This is a genomic window from Secundilactobacillus yichangensis (genome assembly GCF_016861565.1).
GTDB lineage: Bacteria > Bacillota > Bacilli > Lactobacillales > Lactobacillaceae > Secundilactobacillus > Secundilactobacillus yichangensis.
The window spans coordinates 215,871-233,828 of the sequence record NZ_BOLK01000002.1 but is presented as its reverse complement, the minus strand read 5'-3'; the positions used below and the strand labels follow the sequence as shown (position 1 = coordinate 233,828).

The 17,958-nt window shown below is 44.8% G+C and carries 19 protein-coding genes; all 19 read left to right on the top strand.

All coding sequences use genetic code 11. The features are described 5' to 3' along the window. Positions 1 to 44: 44 nt before the first annotated feature. The 19 genes from murD to JUE95_RS02915 all read left to right on the top strand — a co-directional run bounded on the left by murD (position 45) and on the right by JUE95_RS02915 (position 17,947). On the top strand, positions 45 to 1,427 hold the full coding sequence (gene murD, locus JUE95_RS03005; protein WP_203649098.1) for a UDP-N-acetylmuramoyl-L-alanine--D-glutamate ligase: 1,383 nt from the start codon (positions 45 to 47) through the stop codon (positions 1,425 to 1,427). Next, positions 1,427 to 2,521, top strand: a complete 1,095-nt coding sequence (gene murG / locus JUE95_RS03000) for an undecaprenyldiphospho-muramoylpentapeptide beta-N-acetylglucosaminyltransferase (protein WP_203649097.1) — start codon at positions 1,427 to 1,429, stop codon at positions 2,519 to 2,521. The genes murD and murG overlap by 1 nt, the downstream gene beginning before the upstream one ends. Before the next feature lie 18 nt (positions 2,522 to 2,539). Continuing rightward, a complete protein-coding gene (locus tag JUE95_RS02995; RefSeq protein ID WP_203649095.1) occupies positions 2,540 to 3,376 on the top strand; it encodes a cell division protein FtsQ/DivIB in 837 nt (278 codons plus the stop codon). A gap of 183 nt (positions 3,377 to 3,559) precedes the next feature. Further along, the gene (ftsA, locus tag JUE95_RS02990; protein WP_203649093.1) at positions 3,560 to 4,891 is read left to right on the top strand and encodes a cell division protein FtsA; all 1,332 of its coding nucleotides are present in this window, start codon (positions 3,560 to 3,562) and stop codon (positions 4,889 to 4,891) included. A gap of 24 nt (positions 4,892 to 4,915) precedes the next feature. Further along, a complete protein-coding gene (gene ftsZ, locus JUE95_RS02985; RefSeq protein WP_203649091.1) occupies positions 4,916 to 6,160 on the top strand; it encodes a cell division protein FtsZ in 1,245 nt (414 codons plus the stop codon). Between the two features lie 44 nt (positions 6,161 to 6,204). Then, entirely contained in the window at positions 6,205 to 6,651 is a 447-nt protein-coding gene (locus JUE95_RS02980) for a cell division protein SepF (RefSeq protein ID WP_203649089.1), read from the top strand. Positions 6,652 to 6,662: 11 nt separating this feature from the next. Beyond that, complete coding sequence (locus JUE95_RS02975; protein WP_203649087.1) at positions 6,663 to 6,947, top strand: YggT family protein; 285 nt, start codon at positions 6,663 to 6,665, stop codon at positions 6,945 to 6,947. A 15-nt stretch (positions 6,948 to 6,962) separates the two neighbouring features. Continuing rightward, a complete protein-coding gene (locus JUE95_RS02970) occupies positions 6,963 to 7,745 on the top strand; it encodes a YlmH family RNA-binding protein (RefSeq protein WP_203649086.1) in 783 nt (260 codons plus the stop codon). Positions 7,746 to 7,768: 23 nt separating this feature from the next. Continuing rightward, positions 7,769 to 8,473, top strand: a complete 705-nt coding sequence (locus JUE95_RS02965) for a DivIVA domain-containing protein (RefSeq protein ID WP_203649084.1) — start codon at positions 7,769 to 7,771, stop codon at positions 8,471 to 8,473. 270 nt (positions 8,474 to 8,743) lie between these two features. Beyond that, positions 8,744 to 11,548 (top strand): isoleucine--tRNA ligase, encoded by a 2,805-nt coding sequence (ileS, locus tag JUE95_RS02960; RefSeq protein WP_203649082.1) that lies wholly within the window; start codon positions 8,744 to 8,746, stop codon positions 11,546 to 11,548. Between the two features lie 296 nt (positions 11,549 to 11,844). Further along, on the top strand, positions 11,845 to 12,075 hold the full coding sequence (locus JUE95_RS02955; RefSeq protein ID WP_235995125.1) for a cold-shock protein: 231 nt from the start codon (positions 11,845 to 11,847) through the stop codon (positions 12,073 to 12,075). Between the two features lie 30 nt (positions 12,076 to 12,105). Further along, positions 12,106 to 12,657: an NUDIX hydrolase gene (locus tag JUE95_RS02950; protein ID WP_203649080.1), complete on the top strand. Its 552-nt coding sequence runs from the start codon at positions 12,106 to 12,108 to the stop codon at positions 12,655 to 12,657. After that, positions 12,658 to 12,966 (top strand): hypothetical protein, encoded by a 309-nt coding sequence (locus JUE95_RS02945; RefSeq protein ID WP_203649078.1) that lies wholly within the window; start codon positions 12,658 to 12,660, stop codon positions 12,964 to 12,966. A gap of 24 nt (positions 12,967 to 12,990) precedes the next feature. Further along, positions 12,991 to 13,677 carry a 5'-methylthioadenosine/adenosylhomocysteine nucleosidase gene (locus JUE95_RS02940; protein WP_203649076.1) on the top strand — a complete coding sequence of 229 codons (687 nt, stop codon included), beginning with the start codon at positions 12,991 to 12,993 and terminating at the stop codon, positions 13,675 to 13,677. Between the two features lie 22 nt (positions 13,678 to 13,699). Further along, on the top strand, positions 13,700 to 14,863 hold the full coding sequence (locus JUE95_RS02935) for a cysteine desulfurase family protein (RefSeq protein ID WP_203649075.1): 1,164 nt from the start codon (positions 13,700 to 13,702) through the stop codon (positions 14,861 to 14,863). A gap of 1 nt (position 14,864) precedes the next feature. Beyond that, positions 14,865 to 15,212, top strand: coding sequence for a DUF1831 domain-containing protein (locus JUE95_RS02930; protein ID WP_203649073.1), 348 nt, complete (start codon positions 14,865 to 14,867; stop codon positions 15,210 to 15,212). A gap of 105 nt (positions 15,213 to 15,317) precedes the next feature. Further along, positions 15,318 to 16,442: a tRNA 2-thiouridine(34) synthase MnmA gene (mnmA, locus tag JUE95_RS02925; protein WP_203649072.1), complete on the top strand. Its 1,125-nt coding sequence runs from the start codon at positions 15,318 to 15,320 to the stop codon at positions 16,440 to 16,442. Positions 16,443 to 16,561: 119 nt separating this feature from the next. After that, positions 16,562 to 17,221 (top strand): histidine phosphatase family protein, encoded by a 660-nt coding sequence (locus JUE95_RS02920; protein WP_203649070.1) that lies wholly within the window; start codon positions 16,562 to 16,564, stop codon positions 17,219 to 17,221. Between the two features lie 12 nt (positions 17,222 to 17,233). Further along, the gene (locus tag JUE95_RS02915) at positions 17,234 to 17,947 is read left to right on the top strand and encodes a tetratricopeptide repeat protein (RefSeq protein ID WP_203649069.1); all 714 of its coding nucleotides are present in this window, start codon (positions 17,234 to 17,236) and stop codon (positions 17,945 to 17,947) included. Positions 17,948 to 17,958: the final 11 nt, after the last annotated feature.

The window sequence follows — 17,958 nt, the reverse complement described above, 5'->3', positions numbered from 1 at the left end:
TTTTTCGTTAAGTAATAAAAATTAAATAGGTGGCGGACAAGGTTATGAAGCGTATCAAGACGTATGAAGGTAAACGAGTAATCGTTGTAGGTTTAGCAAAAAGCGGTTTAAATGCAGCTCGACTGCTCAAAAAATTAGGTGCTGAAGTCACGGTTAGCGATCAGCAGCCCTTAGAGAAGAATTCAGAGGCACAAGAGTTGCAGACTGAAGGCGGCTACACCATTTTGACGGGTGAACAGGATCCTTCTCAACTTGATGCTGGTTTTGATTTGATGGTTAAAAACCCAGGAATACCTTATGATGTTCCCTTAATAAAGGCAGCCACTGATCAACATTTGCCAATCATTACTGAAATTGAACTAGCTAGTGAAATTTCTGATGCTGAATTGATTGCGGTCACTGGTAGTAACGGTAAAACGACCACTACCACGATGATCACTAAAATGATGAATCAGGAACGGCAGGCAGGTAAGAGTGCTTACGCCGGCAATATTGGTGTGCCAGCTTCACAAGTTGCTCAGCAGTTGGGTGACCAGGACACAATGGTGATGGAAGTTTCCAGTTTTATGCTGTTGGGGACCACCCAATTTCACCCGCACATTGCTGTCTTGACCAATATTTTTGCCAATCATTTAGATTATCATAAAACTCGTGAGAACTACGTCAAAGCTAAAATGCGCATCACGCAAAATCAGACGGCTGAAGACTACTTCGTGGTAAACTTCGATTCAGAAGAATTAGTTGGTTTAAGCCGGCAGTCTAAGGCGCAAGTGGTGCCCTTTTCACGGCTAGCTAAAAGTAAGGCTGGTGCCTACGAGTTAAACGGGATGCTTTATTACAAGGACGAACCGATTATGGCTGCTGCTGATGTTAAGGTTCCTGGGGATCATAACGTTGAAAACGCGTTAGCCGCAATCGCCGTAGCTAAGATTGAAGGCCGTTCAAGCGCAGCCATTAAGCACGTATTGACGACTTTCAGCGGCGTTCGTCACCGGACGCAATACGTATTGACCAGTGAGGGCCGTGAATTCTATAACGACTCTAAAGCAACGGACATCGAAGCTACCGAAATGGCCTTGAAAGGCTTTAAAGCACCAGTCGTTCTTTTGGCCGGCGGCTTGGATCGCGGGTACACTTTTGAACGGTTAGTACCGTTTTTTAAGAAACACGTGAAGGCCATTGTTTTATTTGGAGAGACTAAGAATTTGCTGGCAGACGCAGCTAAAAAGGCTGGCATTAAGCAGATCAAATTTGTCGAAAACGCCGAAGCTGGTGTGCCGGTAGCTTATCAACTAAGTGCAGCTGGCGACATTATTCTCTTGTCCCCAGCTAACGCTAGCTGGGATCAGTACCCGAACTTTGAAGTTCGCGGTGATCGATTTATTAAAGCCGTTGAAGATTTAACCGGTAAGAAGGAGGAGAACTAATGCGATTGATGGTTTCTGGCGGCGGTACAGGCGGTCATATTTACCCTGCACTAGCCGTGATTAATGAACTTAAACGGCAGGACCCGGATGCGGAGGTTCTCTACGTTGGCTCTCACCGGGGAATTGAAAGTACTATCGTACCCGATTTGGGGATTCCTTTTGAAGCGATGACCATCCAAGGGTTCAAACGGTCATTGTCGCTGGAAAACTTTAAAACTGTCTACCTGTTTTTAAAGAGTGTTCACCAGTCTAAAAAATTGGTTCGCTCGTTTAAACCGGACGTGGTTCTTGGAACTGGCGGCTACGTATCGGGTGCGGTTTTATACGCTGCAGCTAAGCAGCATGTGCCAACGGTGATTCACGAACAAAACAGCGTGGTTGGAATGACCAATAAGTTTTTGAGTCGTTACGTAGACAAAATTGCCATTAACTTTGAAGACGCCAGAGCGCAATTTCCAGCTGATAAAGTGGTTATGACTGGGAATCCTCGGGCACAGGAAGTAGCTAACATTGAAAGCCATTTCAGCATGACAGCTTTTGATTTAAAGGATGACGTGCCAACAATTATGGTCGTGGGTGGCAGTCAAGGGGCCCTAAAGCTCAATAAGGTAATGGTTGAGTCGTTACCAGAATTAGCCAAGAAAGATTATCAAGTGGTCTTTGTTACTGGCCCTAAACGCTATGATGACGTGATGAGCCAGGTTAAGCAGATGGCCTCTGCTGATAACATTTCGATTCAGTCATACATCAATAATATGCCAGAAGTGCTGCCTAAGTTAGCTGGAGTAGTTGGCCGTTCCGGAGCAACTACTTTGGCAGAACTGACAGCGCTGGGCGTGCCTTCTATTTTAATTCCAAGTCCGTATGTAACGGCGGATCATCAAACTAAAAATGCCATGAGTTTAGTAAACGCAAACGCAGCTTTAATGATCAAGGAAGCTGATTTAACCAGTCAAACACTGGTTTCAGCCATGGATGAGCTGATGACTGATGATAGTAAACGGGCAGCCATGGCAGCCGCAGCTAAGAAGCTCGGCAAGCCAAAAGCTGCTACGGAAATGCTGGCGCTCTTGAAGGAAGTCAGCCAGTCGTAGTATAGGGGTGAGTGCAAGATGAGTTTTAAAATCAACCGGGACAAATCAAAACGCCACGTTGCAATCACTCCATGGGAAAAATACCAGTCAGAAGAGCGGCAAAGGGCTGCTAAGAAGACTAACCGTGTTCAGCGGATTGGCGCCAAACTGCCTCGATTGAAGCAGCAAAAGCATCGTCGTCTTGCACAGCGAATGAGTATTTTAATTGGTATCTTCGGCATCCTGCTGCTGATTTCGGGGTACTATGTTTCACCCTTAAGTCATATTGGCAAGATCACTGTCGACGGCAATCACGCGCTGACTGACCGACAGGTGGTTAAGGTGAGCGGAATTGATCATGGGGACTCGATTTACCAGGTAGTGGGGAAGGAACAGAAATTATCTCAGCGGGTGAAAAACAGTAACTCACGGGTAAAGCAAATTTCATTCTCCATTGCCCATTTCAACCAGCTGACCATTCGCGTTAAAGAGTATCCTACAGCGGGCTTTGTACCGGCTAATGGTTATTACCGAGTCGCACTGACTAGTGGTGTGATTTCTAAGGAACGCCAGAAACAGCCAACGGGAAGTTACCCCGTATATGATCGGTTTAAATCTCCTAAACAGCTTTCCCAAATGATCAAGCAGTACGCCAAGCTCTCTAAAAAGATTCAAACCGGAATTTCAGAAATCCAATTTTCACCGACTAAGGCTGATCCTCAACGTGTTCATTTGTACATGAATGATGGTAATGAAGTCTATGCTTCAATTTCTACTTTCGCCAGTAAGATGGCCTATTACCCAAGCATTGCCGCTAAAATGTCACACAAAGGGATCGTTAATTTGGAGGTCGGCGCTTATTCATATTCATTTTAGTGAGTGGAATAAACCAGACTATTCCAGTGTTAGTGAAACCGTTTTAGCATTTACCGTCTTAATGCGGAATCTAAGGGCAATAATGCCTTTTTTAACGAGTGGTGTTTGTGGTAAACTGGAAAGTAAATTAAGACTTTTTCATGAGAATTCATCAAATCGAAATCAGAGGAGGTTCCTGCTACTATGGATACTTCAGGCATGTATGTGGGACTTGATATCGGAACAACCTCAATTAAAGTCATCGTGGCAGAATATTTAGAGGGACAACTGAACGTACTGGGTGTTGGAAATGAACGGGCAGCCGGTTTGAGCCGTGGCGTGATCGTGGACATTGATAAAGCCAGCGAAGCGATTAAACGCGCAGTGAAAGCTGCTGAAGAGAAGGCCAGCATTCAGATTCACGATGTGATTGTGGGTATTTCGGCAAATATGTTAAAAATTGAACCAGTAACCGGAATGGTTGCCATCGGTGATCAGGCACGAGAAATAACCGACCAAGATGTTAGGGATGTTGCATCAGCTGCGATTATTCAAAACTTGCCGCCAGAACGTGAAATTATTAATCTGGTACCCGACGAATTTATCGTTGATGGTTTTGATGGCATTAAAGATCCAAGGTCAATGGTTGGTGTTCGTTTAGAAATGAATGGCATGCTCTTTACTGGGCCTAAAACAATCGTACATAACACCAAAAAAGCGGTTGAACAGGCTGGTCTGAATGCACAACTGGCAGTTGTCAGTCCAATTGCCCAGGGCTTAAGTATTCTGAGCGATGGGGAGCAGGACTTTGGAACTGTGCTTCTTGATTTAGGCGGTGGGCAAAGCACTGCTGCGGTGATTCATGATCACCGTCTCAAGTTTGCGGAAGTTGACCCTGAGGGTGGCGACTACATTACCAAAGACATTTCGGTTGTGCTTAATACCTCAATCGAAAATGCCGAGAAGTTAAAGCGAAATTATGGGTTCGCCGACTCTTCTCGCGCCTCAGAGGATAATCAGTTTCCGGTTGACGTTGTCGGTCAAAGCAGGCCAAGCGATATTTCAGAAAAGTATTTAGCTGAGATTATTGAAGCCCGCTTGATGCAGATATTGGGGAAGCTAAAAACTCAATTAGACGCAACCAACGCACTATCACTGCCGGGCGGAATTGTTTTAACTGGTGGTGTGGCTGCACTTCCAGGAATTACAGATTTAGCTCAGGACGTTTTCGATGTTCCAGTTCGGGTTTCCATACCTGATCAAATGGGGCTGCGTCACCCATCATTTACACAAGCACTGTCACTGGTTAACTACCGTGGTCAAATGAGCGAGGTTGCTTTGCTGGTTCAGTCAGCTTTGGCTGGCAATGATCAGTTGGCTTCGCAAGTGGAAGCACGGCCAGAACCTCAGCAGTTAGTTGAGGTAAGTGATTCGCGGCATACGCAAACTGCTCCGAGTCGTACTAGTAAACCGAATAAGCCGAAAAAACAACGTGCACAGGGAATCAGAAAGTTCTTCAAAGACTTCTTTGATTAACCCGATTACTGGAGGGATTTAAAAATGGAATTTTCGTTAGACTCAACACAAAACCGAGGCGCCAATATTAAAGTTATCGGCGTTGGTGGCGGTGGCGGTAACGCCGTTAACCGGATGATTACAGAAGACGTTAAGGGTGTTGAATATATTGTTGCTAACACCGATGTTCAAGCCTTAGAGGCTTCTAAGGCTGAAACCAAAATTCAATTAGGACCGAAGCTGACACGTGGATTAGGTGCTGGATCGAATCCTGAAATTGGGTCTAAAGCGGCTCAAGAAAGTGAAGACCAAATCAGCGAAGCACTATCTGGTGCCGACATGGTGTTTGTTACTGCTGGTATGGGTGGCGGAACTGGAAACGGTGCTGCTCCAATCATTGCTAAATTAGCCAAAGAACAGGGTGCTTTGACTGTGGGTGTTGTTACCCGGCCATTTACCTTTGAAGGGCCTAAACGTTCCCGTTACGCCGCTGAAGGTGTCGCAGCAATGAAGGAAAGCGTGGATACGCTGATTGTCATTGCTAATAACCGCTTACTTGAAATCGTTGATAAGAAGACCCCAATGATGGAAGCCTTCCAAGAAGCTGATAACGTTCTTCGTCAAGGGGTTCAAGGTATTTCAGATTTGATTACAAGTCCCGGTTACGTTAACTTGGACTTTGCTGATGTCAAGACAGTTATGCAGGATCAAGGTGCTGCTTTGATGGGTGTTGGTTCTGCCAACGGTGAAAACCGGACGGAAGATGCCACTAAGAAAGCTATTTCATCACCATTGCTTGAGGTTTCAATCGATGGTGCTGAACAAGTGCTGTTAAACATTACTGGGGGCCCAGACTTGTCCTTATTTGAAGCACAGTCTGCCTCAGAGATTGTTTCTCAATCAGCAACAAGCGATGTTAACATCATTTTTGGGACATCCATTGATGAGAACCTAGGTGATGAAGTTCGAGTTACTGTAATTGCAACTGGCATTGACAAGAAGAAGCGAAGTGCTAAGACGCGGACAGCGCGTCGGTTAGCTGATGGTTCAACCCCAGTCAACGATTCACAGCGTGGCGAAAGCGACAGCCAAATGGACAGCTTTAACGCTGGTCAAAGTGGTCAGAGCCAATCTTCAACTGAATCTCGTCGTCCTGATGCTAACGAATTCGATGGTGTTTCTAAACCAGATTTCAGTGTCTTTAACAATGACGATTCTGCGAACACAGCTGATGATGATACCAGTCTTGATACGCCACCATTCTTCAAGCACCGTCGTAAAAACGACTAGTGCGGCTGCATTACCCCTGATAAATAGCGAAAGGAGCGGTTTTCATGGGAAAGTTTAGTATGAGTCGGTTTTTCGGCATGGATGATAATTACGAAGATGAAGCTGATACTCCCCAAGACACTCAGCAGCAGATAGCTAATCAATCACTGGCGCACAATCTGCATCAGCGGCACGATAATAATAAAGTTGTGTCATTGAATGCATCCCGTGCGGCTGCTAGTAAGTCCAGCAAGATTTCGCTGTTTGAACCTCGGCTTTATGCTGATGTTCAAGATATTGCCAGGCAATTGCTGAATCAGCAGGCGGTTATTGTTAACTTTGGCCGAATTGATGACGCTAATGCCCGTCGAATCGTTGATTTTTTGACGGGAACTGTATTCGCTATCGACGGTGATATTGAACGAATCGGGGATGCCATCTTTTTATGCACGCCTAAAAATTTTGAAATAAATGGAGATCTCTCAGCCACTTTAGGCGAGAAACTGAAGTAAGGAGTGAGTATTTGGTCGCGTTTGTGACGTTCTTTTTTTGGTTATTAAGTAAGGCAATTGACCTGTATATCATGGCGATTGTTGTTTATGCACTGCTGAGCTGGTTTCCAGGGGCTTATCAAACTAAGCTAGGACAGCTTCTAGGAGCAATCGTTGAACCGTTTCAACGCTGGTTCAACTTTGCTACTATTGGCATGATTGGTTTTGCACCGCTGGTTGCTATCTTTGTACTAGGCATTGTGCGTAGCGGATTATTTTACGTTGAACAAATTGTTTTTCGACTCATGGGAATGTAGTAGGAGGAGTTGACTTTGGCTGATCGCATCGCGCAGCATTTTCGAGCAGAAGAAGCACCTTTCATTGAAAGTGCAACGGGTTGGATTCAACAGGCCAGTGATGAATATCGGCCAATTTTAACCCATTTTTTAAATCCGAGACAGCAGTATATCTTATCGACGTTAGTCAACGGTGATTCGGAGCTGAAACTCAAGTTTCAGGGGGGCTATCCTGGTGCAGAAATGCAACGGGCAGCCATCTATCCGGGTTATGTTGATTCAAATGAGCTTGATTTTGAAATCAATTTGTTTGATATTGACTATCCAAGAAAGTTTACGCAACTTCAGCACGGTCAGATTCTAGGCTCTATTTTGGGGGCTGGAATCGATCGGGATGTTCTTGGCGATATCATCACTGACGGTGATCACTGGCAATTTTTTATCACTGCGGATATGAGTCGTTACGTTGTTGCTCAAGTTGATCGAATGGGGAAAATTAAGGTTCGCTTAAATCAGCTCGATTTGGCAGACCACCTTGCACCACTTGATGCTTGGGAGGAGGAGAGTACCACGCTTTCCTCAACGCGGCTTGATAACGTTGTGGCAACCGGCTTTCATCTATCAAGACACCACGCTAAAGAGTTAATAGAAGCCGGTCGAATTCAATTGAACTGGAATGATTTTAGCCGACCAGATTATCAGTTGGAACATCAAGATATTATTTCAGTTCGCGGTTTCGGACGTGTTAGGTTAACAAGTGTTAACGGCGTGACTAAGAAGGATAAACTGAAGGTCACACTGGCAGTGCTGCATAAATAATTGCAATCGGGGAGGAACAAGTTATGGTACTTAGCCCATTAGACATTCATAATAAAGAGTTTTCAACGAAATTACGGGGATATAACGTTGATGAAGTTAATGATTTTTTAGAGCAAATTATTAAAGACTATCAAATTACCTTGGATCAAAACAAGAAGTTGACCGATCAGTTAGCCTCAGCAGAGGAAAAACTGAAGTACTTCAACGATTTAAAGGATTCTTTGAACCAGTCAATTATTGTGGCGCAAGAAGCCGCTGATAAAGTAAAATCCAATTCACAAAAGGAAGCTGAAATCATCAATCAGGAAGCTCAAAAACAAGCTACTGATACGGTAAGCGAAGCTACTGAAAAAGCTAACCAACTGATGTCCGAAGCTTCTAAGCGTGCTCAAAACTTAGCCGTTGAGACCGATGACTTAAAGAAGAGTACACGGGTTTTCCGTCAGCGCTTGCAAGTGATGCTTGAAAGCCAGTTAGCGGAGATCAAGAGTGATAGCTGGGATAATTTGCTTAAAGATGATGGTTCGTCGACCTATGATGAAATTCAAAACGCCATTAAGAAGAACAAGCTTGACAATGAGAATGAAGATGGCGTAAACTCGACTTCACAGGCAGATGAACAAACCGATTCTTCGGATGAGATTTATGACGCTGATCAGCCAGTTGATCCAAACAAGGATCCAGAGACTGAAACAGTGGTTATTTTCCCAGACGATGATAAGCAGTAGCCTGCAGTAAAACTTTAAAGCGGTATGGAGAACAGAAAGCACAGCAGTAAGCTTCAGAGAGCCGGTGTCATGGTGGAAATCCGGTAGCCCCTACTGATATGCAGATCATCTTCTAGCTGTCTGACTGAAACGTAAGTCAGAACGGGTCGGCTCCGTTAATGGCTAAGATAAGAAAGATATTGATTCTAAAATTGGGTGGTACCACGAAGACTTCGTCCCTTGGGTGAGGTCTTTTTTTGTACCATTCAATAATTCGAGGAGGGACCCTAATTGCGGGTAAAAGACACACTGAATTTAGGTAAGACTAAGTTCAAAATGCGCGGTAATTTACCAGTCAAAGAAGCTGATTTACAAAAAGCTTGGGCTGATAATAAAGTATATCAATTAAGACAAAAATTAAACGAAGGTAAACCAACGTTTATCTTACATGATGGCCCACCATATGCTAACGGTGATATTCATATGGGGCATGCGTTGAACAAGATTTCGAAGGATTTCATTGTTCGTTACAAGTCAATGAATGGTTTTCGTGCGCCATACGTTCCCGGCTGGGATACTCACGGACTGCCAATCGAACAAAAGCTGACACAACAGGGCTATGATCGTAAGAAGATGTCTACGGTTGAATTCCGGAAGTTATGCCGGAAGTATGCGTTGGAGCAGGTTGACCGTCAACGCGAAGAATTCAAACGGTTAGGTGTCACCGGTGATTGGGACAACCCATACCTGACATTGAAACCAGAATTTGAAGCACAAGAAGTTCGGGTCTTTGGCGCCTTTGCCAAGCGCGGCTTAATTTTCAAGGGTAAGAAGCCAGTCTTTTGGTCATGGTCATCTGAGTCAGCAATGGCTGAAGCTGAAGTTGAATATCACGATGTCACTTCACCATCTGCCTTTTTCGCTGAACAAGTTGTTGATGGTAAGGGTGTCTTGGAGAACGGCAATACATACATGGTTGTTTGGACAACGACACCATGGACGATTCCAGCTTCAGAAGGGATCACAATTGATGCCAACTTCGATTACGCCGTCGTTCAGCCTAAAGGTGAAGACCGTAAATTCGTTTTGGCAGCGGAACTAGTTGACGATTGTGCCGAGAAGTTTGGCTGGGAAGACGTTAAGACGCTGAAAACGGTAAAGGGTAAAGAACTCGACCGCGTTTTGGCACAACATCCTTTCTATCCTGATCGTAAACTGGTAACGATGCTGGGTAACTTTGTTACACTGGATGCCGGTACTGGACTCGTTCATACCGCTCCTGGCTTTGGTGAAGACGACTTTTACGTTGGTAAGGAGTATGACTTGCCAATTTTAGTCCCAGTTGATGATAAAGGGTACATGACAAGTGAAGCCGGTCCTGATTTTGAAGGCGTCTTTTACGATGATGCTAACAAAATTGCGCTTGATAAATTAAAGGCTGCTAACCTGCTGTTGGACTACATGCCATACGAGCATAGTTACCCATTCGACTGGCGGACTAAGAAGCCGGTTATTTTCCGGGCAACGCCGCAGTGGTTTGCTTCAGTGGACAAGATGCGTGATGAAATTCTAGATGCTATTGAAGGTGTTCAGTTCTTCCCAGATTGGGGCAAGAAGCGCCTGCACAATATGATCGCTGACCGTGGTGACTGGGTCATTTCACGGCAACGTGTCTGGGGCGTTCCGCTACCGATTTTCTATGGCGAAGACGGTGAAGCCATCATTACACCAGAAACCATTGAACACGTGGCTCAATTATTTGAGAAGTACGGTTCAGATGTTTGGTTTGCTCGTGATGCTAAAGACCTGTTACCTGAAGGGTTTACCTCACCTCATTCACCAAATGGCAAGTTCACCAAAGAAACTGACATCATGGATGTTTGGTTTGACTCCGGTTCATCTCACCAAGGTGTACTGGTCGAACGGCCGGAACTGGAATATCCAGCTGACCTTTACCTTGAAGGCTCAGACCAATATCGTGGCTGGTTCAACTCAAGTTTGATTACCAGTGTTGCTGTTTCTGGTCACGCACCATACAAGGCAGTGCTGTCACAAGGCTTCACCCTTGATGGCGAAGGCCACAAGATGAGTAAGTCATTGGGTAACACGATTGCACCGGCTGAAGTGATCAAGAAAATGGGTGCTGAAATCGTTCGTTTGTGGGTTGCTTCCGTTGATAGCAGCGCCGACGTGCGGGTTTCAATGGACGCCTTTACGAAGATTTCTGATGCTTACAAGAAGATCAGAAATACCATGCGTTACATGTTGGCTAACACAAGTGACTTTGACCCTAAGAGCGATGCGGTTCCAGTTGAAGACTTAGGTTCAGCTGATAAGTATATGCTGGCGCAATTCAACCAGCTGATTGAAAGCGTCAAGGGTCACTATGATCGTTATGACTTCTTGGATATTTATAAGGAAGTAATGAACTTCGTGATCTCTGATTTGTCAGCCTTCTATTTGGACTTTGCTAAGGATATCTTGTATATCGATGCTAAGGACAGCCGTTCACGCCGTTCAATGCAGACTGTTTTGTATGATATCGCTGCTGGTTTGACTAAGCTGCTGACACCAATTCTGCCGCATACAGCAGAACAGATTTGGCCATTCCTGAAGGAACCGGAAGATTACGCTCAATTGGCTGAGATGCCAACTGTTCAGCACTTTAATGGTGAAGATCAGCTGGTTGCTAACTGGGATGCGTTCATGGAAATCCGTTCCGATGTCTTGAAGTCGTTGGAAGAAGCTCGTGATCAAAAGCTGATTGGTAAGGCTTCTGAAGCTAAGTTGACGTTATACTTGGATGACAAGCAAACTAAACTTTTGTCTGACTTAGATACGGACGTCCGTCAGGTACTGCTGGTTTCAGGTTTAACGGTTGCTGCAATGGCAGACGCACCAGCTGAAGCTGAAAACTTCAACGATGGTGTCGCCATTGTTGTTGCTAAAGCGGATGGTGAAGTTTGCGAACGTTGTCGGATGACCCGTGAAACGGTCGGCGATGATAAGGACTACCCACACTTCTGTGACCGTTGTGCTAAAATTGTGCGCGAAGAGTTTCCAGAAACTGTAGGAGTCGCTTTCGACGAAAAATAATGCTGTTTTAAAATAAGAACGAGAATGAGACAAATACTGTTTGCCTCGTTCCCGTTCTTTTTTTAGTAATTATCAATTTTACTTAATAGTTCGGCTTTAAAAACACCGTTGCCTTGATTTAAATGGTCATGGTAGTTTAGAATAAAAAGCGAGTTATTTCATTAATGCCGTCCAACGGACCTTGAGTAATTATTTAGGGTAGAAACGGCTAAATTGAACTGACGCTGCTTAATTTTCAAGAAAAATGATGTGGATAATAAATCAAATGATGATCTTAACTTGAATGGAGTGGCTATATGATTAAGGGAAAAGTAGAACGATACAACGAACAAAACGGGTTTGGTTTCATCAAAAGTGAAGCCGGCGAATCAGTCTTCGTTCATTATACGGGCATTGAAATGGCCGGTTACAAAAAACTAACGCCGGGTCAAGAAGTTGAATTTGTCATCGTTGAGGGGCAGAAGGGACCACAAGCAGCTCGGGTGCGTCCAGTTCAAGAGGCAAATGATCCTGATTCCGAAGCGTAGCTATCAGATTGATTTACAAGGGATGATTGAATGAACTTAGAAGAAAAAGTTGTGTCACATGACGCTATTTACGATGGCGCCATTATTAATGTTGAACGTCAGACCGTTGAACTGCCAAATGGTGAAACAGCCTACCGGGAAATTGTGCATCACTCAGGTGCTGTCGCGGTAATGGCCATCACTTCGGAAAACAAGCTGATCCTGGTTCGCCAATGGCGGTCACCAATTGGCCGGACAACATTGGAAATTCCAGCAGGCAAACTAGACTCGCGGGACGGCGATGATCCTGAACACGCCGCTATTCGGGAACTAAACGAAGAAATTCGACTGCATCCAAACCATTTGGAACGGCTGGTCGGGTTTTATTCTTCGGTTGGTTTTTCAGACGAATACATGACGTTATACTTAGCAACAGATCTGCAGCCGGTTAAATCAGAATTACCTCGTGACAAGGGTGAAAATCTGAATATTCGCGCTTACTCGTTAGAAGAACTAAAAACCATGGTAGCTGATGGTGAGATTGAAGATGCTAAAACAGTGATGGCCGTTTGGCGGTTTGAAATGATGGCGTTAAAAAAGTAGGTGGAGCATATCGCATATCAAAATGATGATCACCAGTCAGGCAACGACGGGCAACCGTTGAGCCGAAGTGCTTATCGAGAAGCGCAGCGACGCAAGCAAGAGGAGTTTGATCGCCGTGACCGTGAACGGTTGAGGGCTGAAAAGCGCTACGCCAAAGAGCATAGTGAACCAGAGTATGATCCAGAACAGCAAGAAGCGGTGGTGTCTGATAAGGTTAATCGACTGAAAACTCGTTTAAACTGGGCAATTTTTTGGTTAGTATTAGGCATTATTGCGGTCTTCTTGATCCTATTTTTTGTTGAATTTTAAAGCTAATAAAGTGAGGACATTATTATGAAATATGGAGTTTTATGTGCCATGGATGAAGAAATTGAAACTTTGAAAAAAGCACTGGTTGACGAGCACGTTGTTGATATTTCTGGTGTGTCATTTTATGAAGGTACCATTAGTGGTCAGGACGTTGTCTTAGTTCGTTCAGGTATTGGTAAAGTGCAAGCTGGTTTGACCACTGCGCTGTTGATTACCCAGTTTAATGTCAGCGTGGTAATTAATTCTGGATCTGCAGGTGGTATTGGTAAGGGACTGCACGTTGGTGACGTTGTTTTGTCCACCCAAACTGCTTACCACGATGTGGACGCTCGTGCGTTTAACTACGTTTATGGTCAACTGCCTGGTCAGCCCGCTCGCTTTGATGCTGATAAGTCGTGGGTTGCGCTACTGAAAAAGGCTGCTGAATCGACTGGTTTGAACGTTAAAACGGGACTGATCGTTTCTGGTGACCAGTTTATTGCCAGCCATGAAGCAGTTGAAAAGATTTTAAGCCATTTTCCAGATGCCTTATCTAGTGAAATGGAGGGCGCTGCGGTCGGTCAAGTTGCACATCAGTTTAATACACCGTACGTGGTTGTCCGGGCAATGTCAGATGTTGGCGATGAAAACGCCGGTGTCAGTTTTGACGACTTCATTGTAGAAGCGGGTAAACGCTCCGCTCAAATGTTATTGGCATTGTTTGCAGCTTAATGGTTTAAAGGAGTTTTTTAAAGTGAAAGAAATTTACTTAGATAACGCAGCCACTACCCCGATTTCCGACGAGGTACTCGCCGAAATGACGGATAAGCTGCAAAATGTGTACGGCAATGCATCAACTTTGTACGGATTAGGAAGACAAGCGCACACTGTGCTTGAAGATAGCCGTCAAATTATCGCGCAAAGTATTAATGCTGACGAAGATGACATTATCTTCACTAGTGGCGGCACCGAAAGTGATAACACGGCAATTATGCAAACGGCGTATGCCCGTCAGTCGTTGGGAAAGCATATTATCACTACAGCAGTCGAACACGAAGCTGTCTTGAAGCCACTGCATTTTTTGGAAGAACAGGGCTTTGAAGTGACCTATTTGCCGGTTGATGAAACCGGGCAGATCAGTTTAGACGATTTCAAAAATGCTTTACGGAATGATACGATTCTAGTTACCATTATGACGGGTAATAATGAAGTGGGGACTCATATGCCGATTCACGAAATCGGTGAAATATTGAAGGACCATCAGGCTTGGTTCCATACGGATGCCGTTCAGGCCTATGGTTTACTGGACATTGATGTTAAACGGGACCATATCGATATGCTGTCCACGTCAGCCCATAAGATTAACGGTCCTAAAATGGTCGGCTTCCTGTACCGGAAAACCGGAATTAACTTCCCGAGCTTTATCAAGGGCGGTGACCAGGAAGAAAAACGGCGCGCTGGTACCGAAAACGTTCCTGGCATAGCAGGGATGGCTGCAGCGGTTAAAACAATTACCACTGAAGAGAAAGCGCATCGGCAAGCTAAGTATTATCAGTTTAAGCAGGATATCGTTAAGGGCTTGACGGACGCTGGCGTCGATTTTGAAGTCAACGGGTCACTGGATCGTGATAACCTGCAGCACGTGCTTAACCTTTGGATCAAAGGGGTTTCAACTTATGTGATGCAAACTAACCTAGATTTAGCTGGTATTGCTGTTTCTGGCGGGTCTGCCTGCACGGCGGGTTCGATTGAACCATCACACGTTTTAATGGCGATGTTTGGTGCCGACAGTCCCCGTATTTCAGAATCGATCCGGATCAGTTTTGGCCGCTACACGACTGAAAAGGATATTTCAGCATTGGTAAGCAATATTTCAAAAATTGTGTCTCGCGTAAAGGCACGCAGTGAGGTGAAGTAAGATGGCATTTGATAAAACAACTAAGTTACAGGGTGATGACCAGGCTTATACGATTAGTGACGGCATTAAAAAGTTTTCACTAAGAGATGTTGGCTTCAACGAAAGTAAAAATGGCAGTTTTACGCTGCTGCGATCCTTGGACCCAACGTCACCTTATAGTGCAACTGTTGAGTTAAAAGTCATGGTAAATTCAGACTTAAGCGGCTTTAAAATGGCTGCTGTAGCCGGGAATGGTTTGCGGGAAGTTAATATTTTCAAAATGGATCGTAAAGACGCTTTTTTGGAACAGTTCCACTACATTATGGAGAACTTGGCGGAGCGCGACATCATTGTTCCGGTAGAGCACTAAACGCTTGCAATCACTATGATTGGCGTGTATTATCATTTATACTGGATTTTTGCGACCTTCAACTCGTGGATTCTCCAGAATCTGTTATGAAGTGATGGTGATTTTATGCAAGACAACAGCCAAACGCGTGTGGTTGTCGGCATGAGTGGCGGGGTTGACTCGTCGGTTGTCGCACTGCGCTTAAAGCAGCAGGGCTATGACGTTGTTGGTGTGTTCATGAAAAACTGGGACGACACTGACGAAAACGGCGTCTGCACGGCTACTGAGGATTACAAAGACGTGGCTAAAGTCGCTGCTAAAATTGGAATTCCTTACTACTCTGTAAACTTCGAAAAGGAGTACTGGGACCGGGTCTTTACTTATTTCTTAGATGAGTACAAGAAGGGCCGGACCCCTAATCCTGATGTGATCTGTAATAAGGAAATCAAGTTTAAGGCGTTTTTAGACTACGCTTTGGATCTCGGTGCCGACTACATTGCAACTGGCCACTATGCCCAGTTAAACCGCGATGCTGATGGGCATATGCACTTAATGCGTTCGGTAGATACTAACAAGGACCAGACCTACTTCCTCAGTCAGCTTTCAACTGAACAGCTGGACCGGGTGATGTTTCCAATTGGTGACATTACCAAGCCGGAAGTTCGTCGAATCGCTGAAGAAGCTGGTTTGGCAACTGCTCACAAGAAGGATTCCGTTGGGATCTGTTTTATCGGTGAGAAGAATTTTAAGGGTTTCCTCGGTCACTACCTACCAGCTAAACCTGGCAAGATGATGACGGTCGACGGTGAAATTAAGGGCGAACATGCTGGCTTGATGTACTATACTATCGGTCAGCGGCGCGGTCTTGGTATCGGTGGTGACGGTGAGGATAACGAGCCTTGGTTCGTGATCGGTAAAGATTTAAAGAAGAACATTCTCTATGTTGGTAAGGGTTACCACAACCCGCACCTTTACGCTACTCATCTAGATGCTTCGGATATTCACTGGGTCAATAATATTGATCGCGGTCAGGACTTCCGGGCAACTGCTAAGTTCCGTTACCGTCAGGTCGATACTGGCGTGACCGTTCATCTTTCCGATGATGGTCAAAAGGTAACCGTGGAATTTGATGATCCAGTCCGGGCAATTACGCCTGGTCAAGCCGTCGTCTTTTACGATGGTCAGGAGTGCTTAGGAAGTGCCATTATTGACGCCGCCTATAGTAAGGACCGTCAACTTCAATACGTTTAGAATTTGATTAAAATCAACCTGAGTTCTTCATTGAACTTAGGTTGGTTTTTTTGAGTTAACCTGTCATAATAGTACTGATTTAATTTTTCAAAACCAGCTTCAGATAAGAGGGAAAAGCATTGAGACTATTTTTTTTACGACATGGTAAAACCGAGTGGAACCTCGAATCACGCTACCAGGGTGCCGGTGGTGATTCACCGCTCTTACCTGAAAGTTATGCTGAAATCAAACAAGCAGGCACTTATTTAAAGCAGTTTAAATTTGCGCATATTTATGCCAGCCCAATTAAACGGGCACGGGATACGGCAAATACTGTTCGGCAGTATTTGCCGGGAAGACCGGCGCTCAGTCTATTGAGCCGCCTGGAAGAGTTTCATCTTGGCAAGATGGAGGGAATGCTTTTCAAAGAAGCACAGAGCCGTTTTCCGGAAGAATTTGACGCATTTCGTAACGCACCCGCTGACTATCGGCCAGTGGAAATTGGCGGAGAGAGCTTTCAGGAATTAATTGATCGGATGACGCCAGCCATCCAAACTATCGTTAGAAACTATCCAAACGATGATCAAAACGTACTCATCGTGAGCCACGGGGCAGCCTTAAATGCGGAAATTAACGCACTATTAGGGACCCCCCTGGCGCATTTGCGGGACCGTGGCGGTTTAAGCAATACTTCAACAACTATTTTAGAGACACACGATTCTGGAGCTCACTATGATTTGGTGGCTTGGAATAAAACCGACTATTTGAAACGTAAACTTGATGCAACAGACACCATTTAGAGAGGCGACAACATGACGGAAACGGATAAACGAGAGGCTGAGTTAAAAAAGGCCGAACGGGCGAAAAAGCAAAAAGAATCAGAGAAGTTACTTCATCGGTTGATTAAAGAGATCGATGACGATCCGAATAATTACCATACGTACTATGACTTGGGTGCTTTATTAGTTGAACTTAAGAGTTATTCCCAAGCGGAAGAACTCATGATGAAAGCGCTGGGGCTGTTTGCTGATCAGAGCCGTGCGGCCAAAGATACTTTAACCTATGGATTAGGTAACGTTTACTACGAAGCTGGCGAGTATCAGAAGGCGATTGAACAGTTTAATAAAGTGAAAGATACGAAACTTAAAAGTGATGCTTACATGATGCTGTCTCAAAGTTATATGGGTAACAACGACCATAAAACAGCGTTGGCGTTCGCTTTAACGGCAGCGGAGAACCATCAGCAGGATCCGCAGGTCAATCAGCTCATTGCGGATAATTTATTGGCGGTAGGGAGTTTTAAAGAGGCTGCGAAGTACTACGATAAAACCTTAGCTAGTGATCCTAAAAATGGTCACGCACAGTTTGACCGCGGAATTGCAGCGGTTGTCATGGGCGAAGACGCTGCTGAGTATTTCGAACGGGCTAAGCAGTTGGACCCGAAGTACTACGAAAAAGGTCAGGTGCGACTAGCGGATATTCAAGCTGCGTTTACCAAAAAGCAAAATGATCAATCAAATGCTTAGCTGAAAGTGGG

Bases quoted from the DNA above. Each gene is read 5' to 3' on its own strand.
- murD (WP_203649098.1), top strand. From the start codon at position 45: ATGAAGCGTATCAAGACGTATGAAGGTAAACGAGTAATCGTTGTAGGT.
- murG (WP_203649097.1), top strand. From the start codon at position 1,427: ATGCGATTGATGGTTTCTGGCGGCGGTACAGGCGGTCATATTTACCCT.
- JUE95_RS02995 (WP_203649095.1), top strand. From the start codon at position 2,540: ATGAGTTTTAAAATCAACCGGGACAAATCAAAACGCCACGTTGCAATC.
- ftsA (WP_203649093.1), top strand. From the start codon at position 3,560: ATGGATACTTCAGGCATGTATGTGGGACTTGATATCGGAACAACCTCA.
- ftsZ (WP_203649091.1), top strand. From the start codon at position 4,916: ATGGAATTTTCGTTAGACTCAACACAAAACCGAGGCGCCAATATTAAA.
- JUE95_RS02980 (WP_203649089.1), top strand. From the start codon at position 6,205: ATGGGAAAGTTTAGTATGAGTCGGTTTTTCGGCATGGATGATAATTAC.
- JUE95_RS02965 (WP_203649084.1), top strand. From the start codon at position 7,769: ATGGTACTTAGCCCATTAGACATTCATAATAAAGAGTTTTCAACGAAA.
- JUE95_RS02955 (WP_235995125.1), top strand. From the start codon at position 11,845: ATGATTAAGGGAAAAGTAGAACGATACAACGAACAAAACGGGTTTGGT.
- JUE95_RS02950 (WP_203649080.1), top strand. From the start codon at position 12,106: ATGAACTTAGAAGAAAAAGTTGTGTCACATGACGCTATTTACGATGGC.
- JUE95_RS02940 (WP_203649076.1), top strand. From the start codon at position 12,991: ATGAAATATGGAGTTTTATGTGCCATGGATGAAGAAATTGAAACTTTG.
- JUE95_RS02930 (WP_203649073.1), top strand. From the start codon at position 14,865: ATGGCATTTGATAAAACAACTAAGTTACAGGGTGATGACCAGGCTTAT.
- mnmA (WP_203649072.1), top strand. From the start codon at position 15,318: ATGCAAGACAACAGCCAAACGCGTGTGGTTGTCGGCATGAGTGGCGGG.
- JUE95_RS02915 (WP_203649069.1), top strand. From the start codon at position 17,234: ATGACGGAAACGGATAAACGAGAGGCTGAGTTAAAAAAGGCCGAACGG.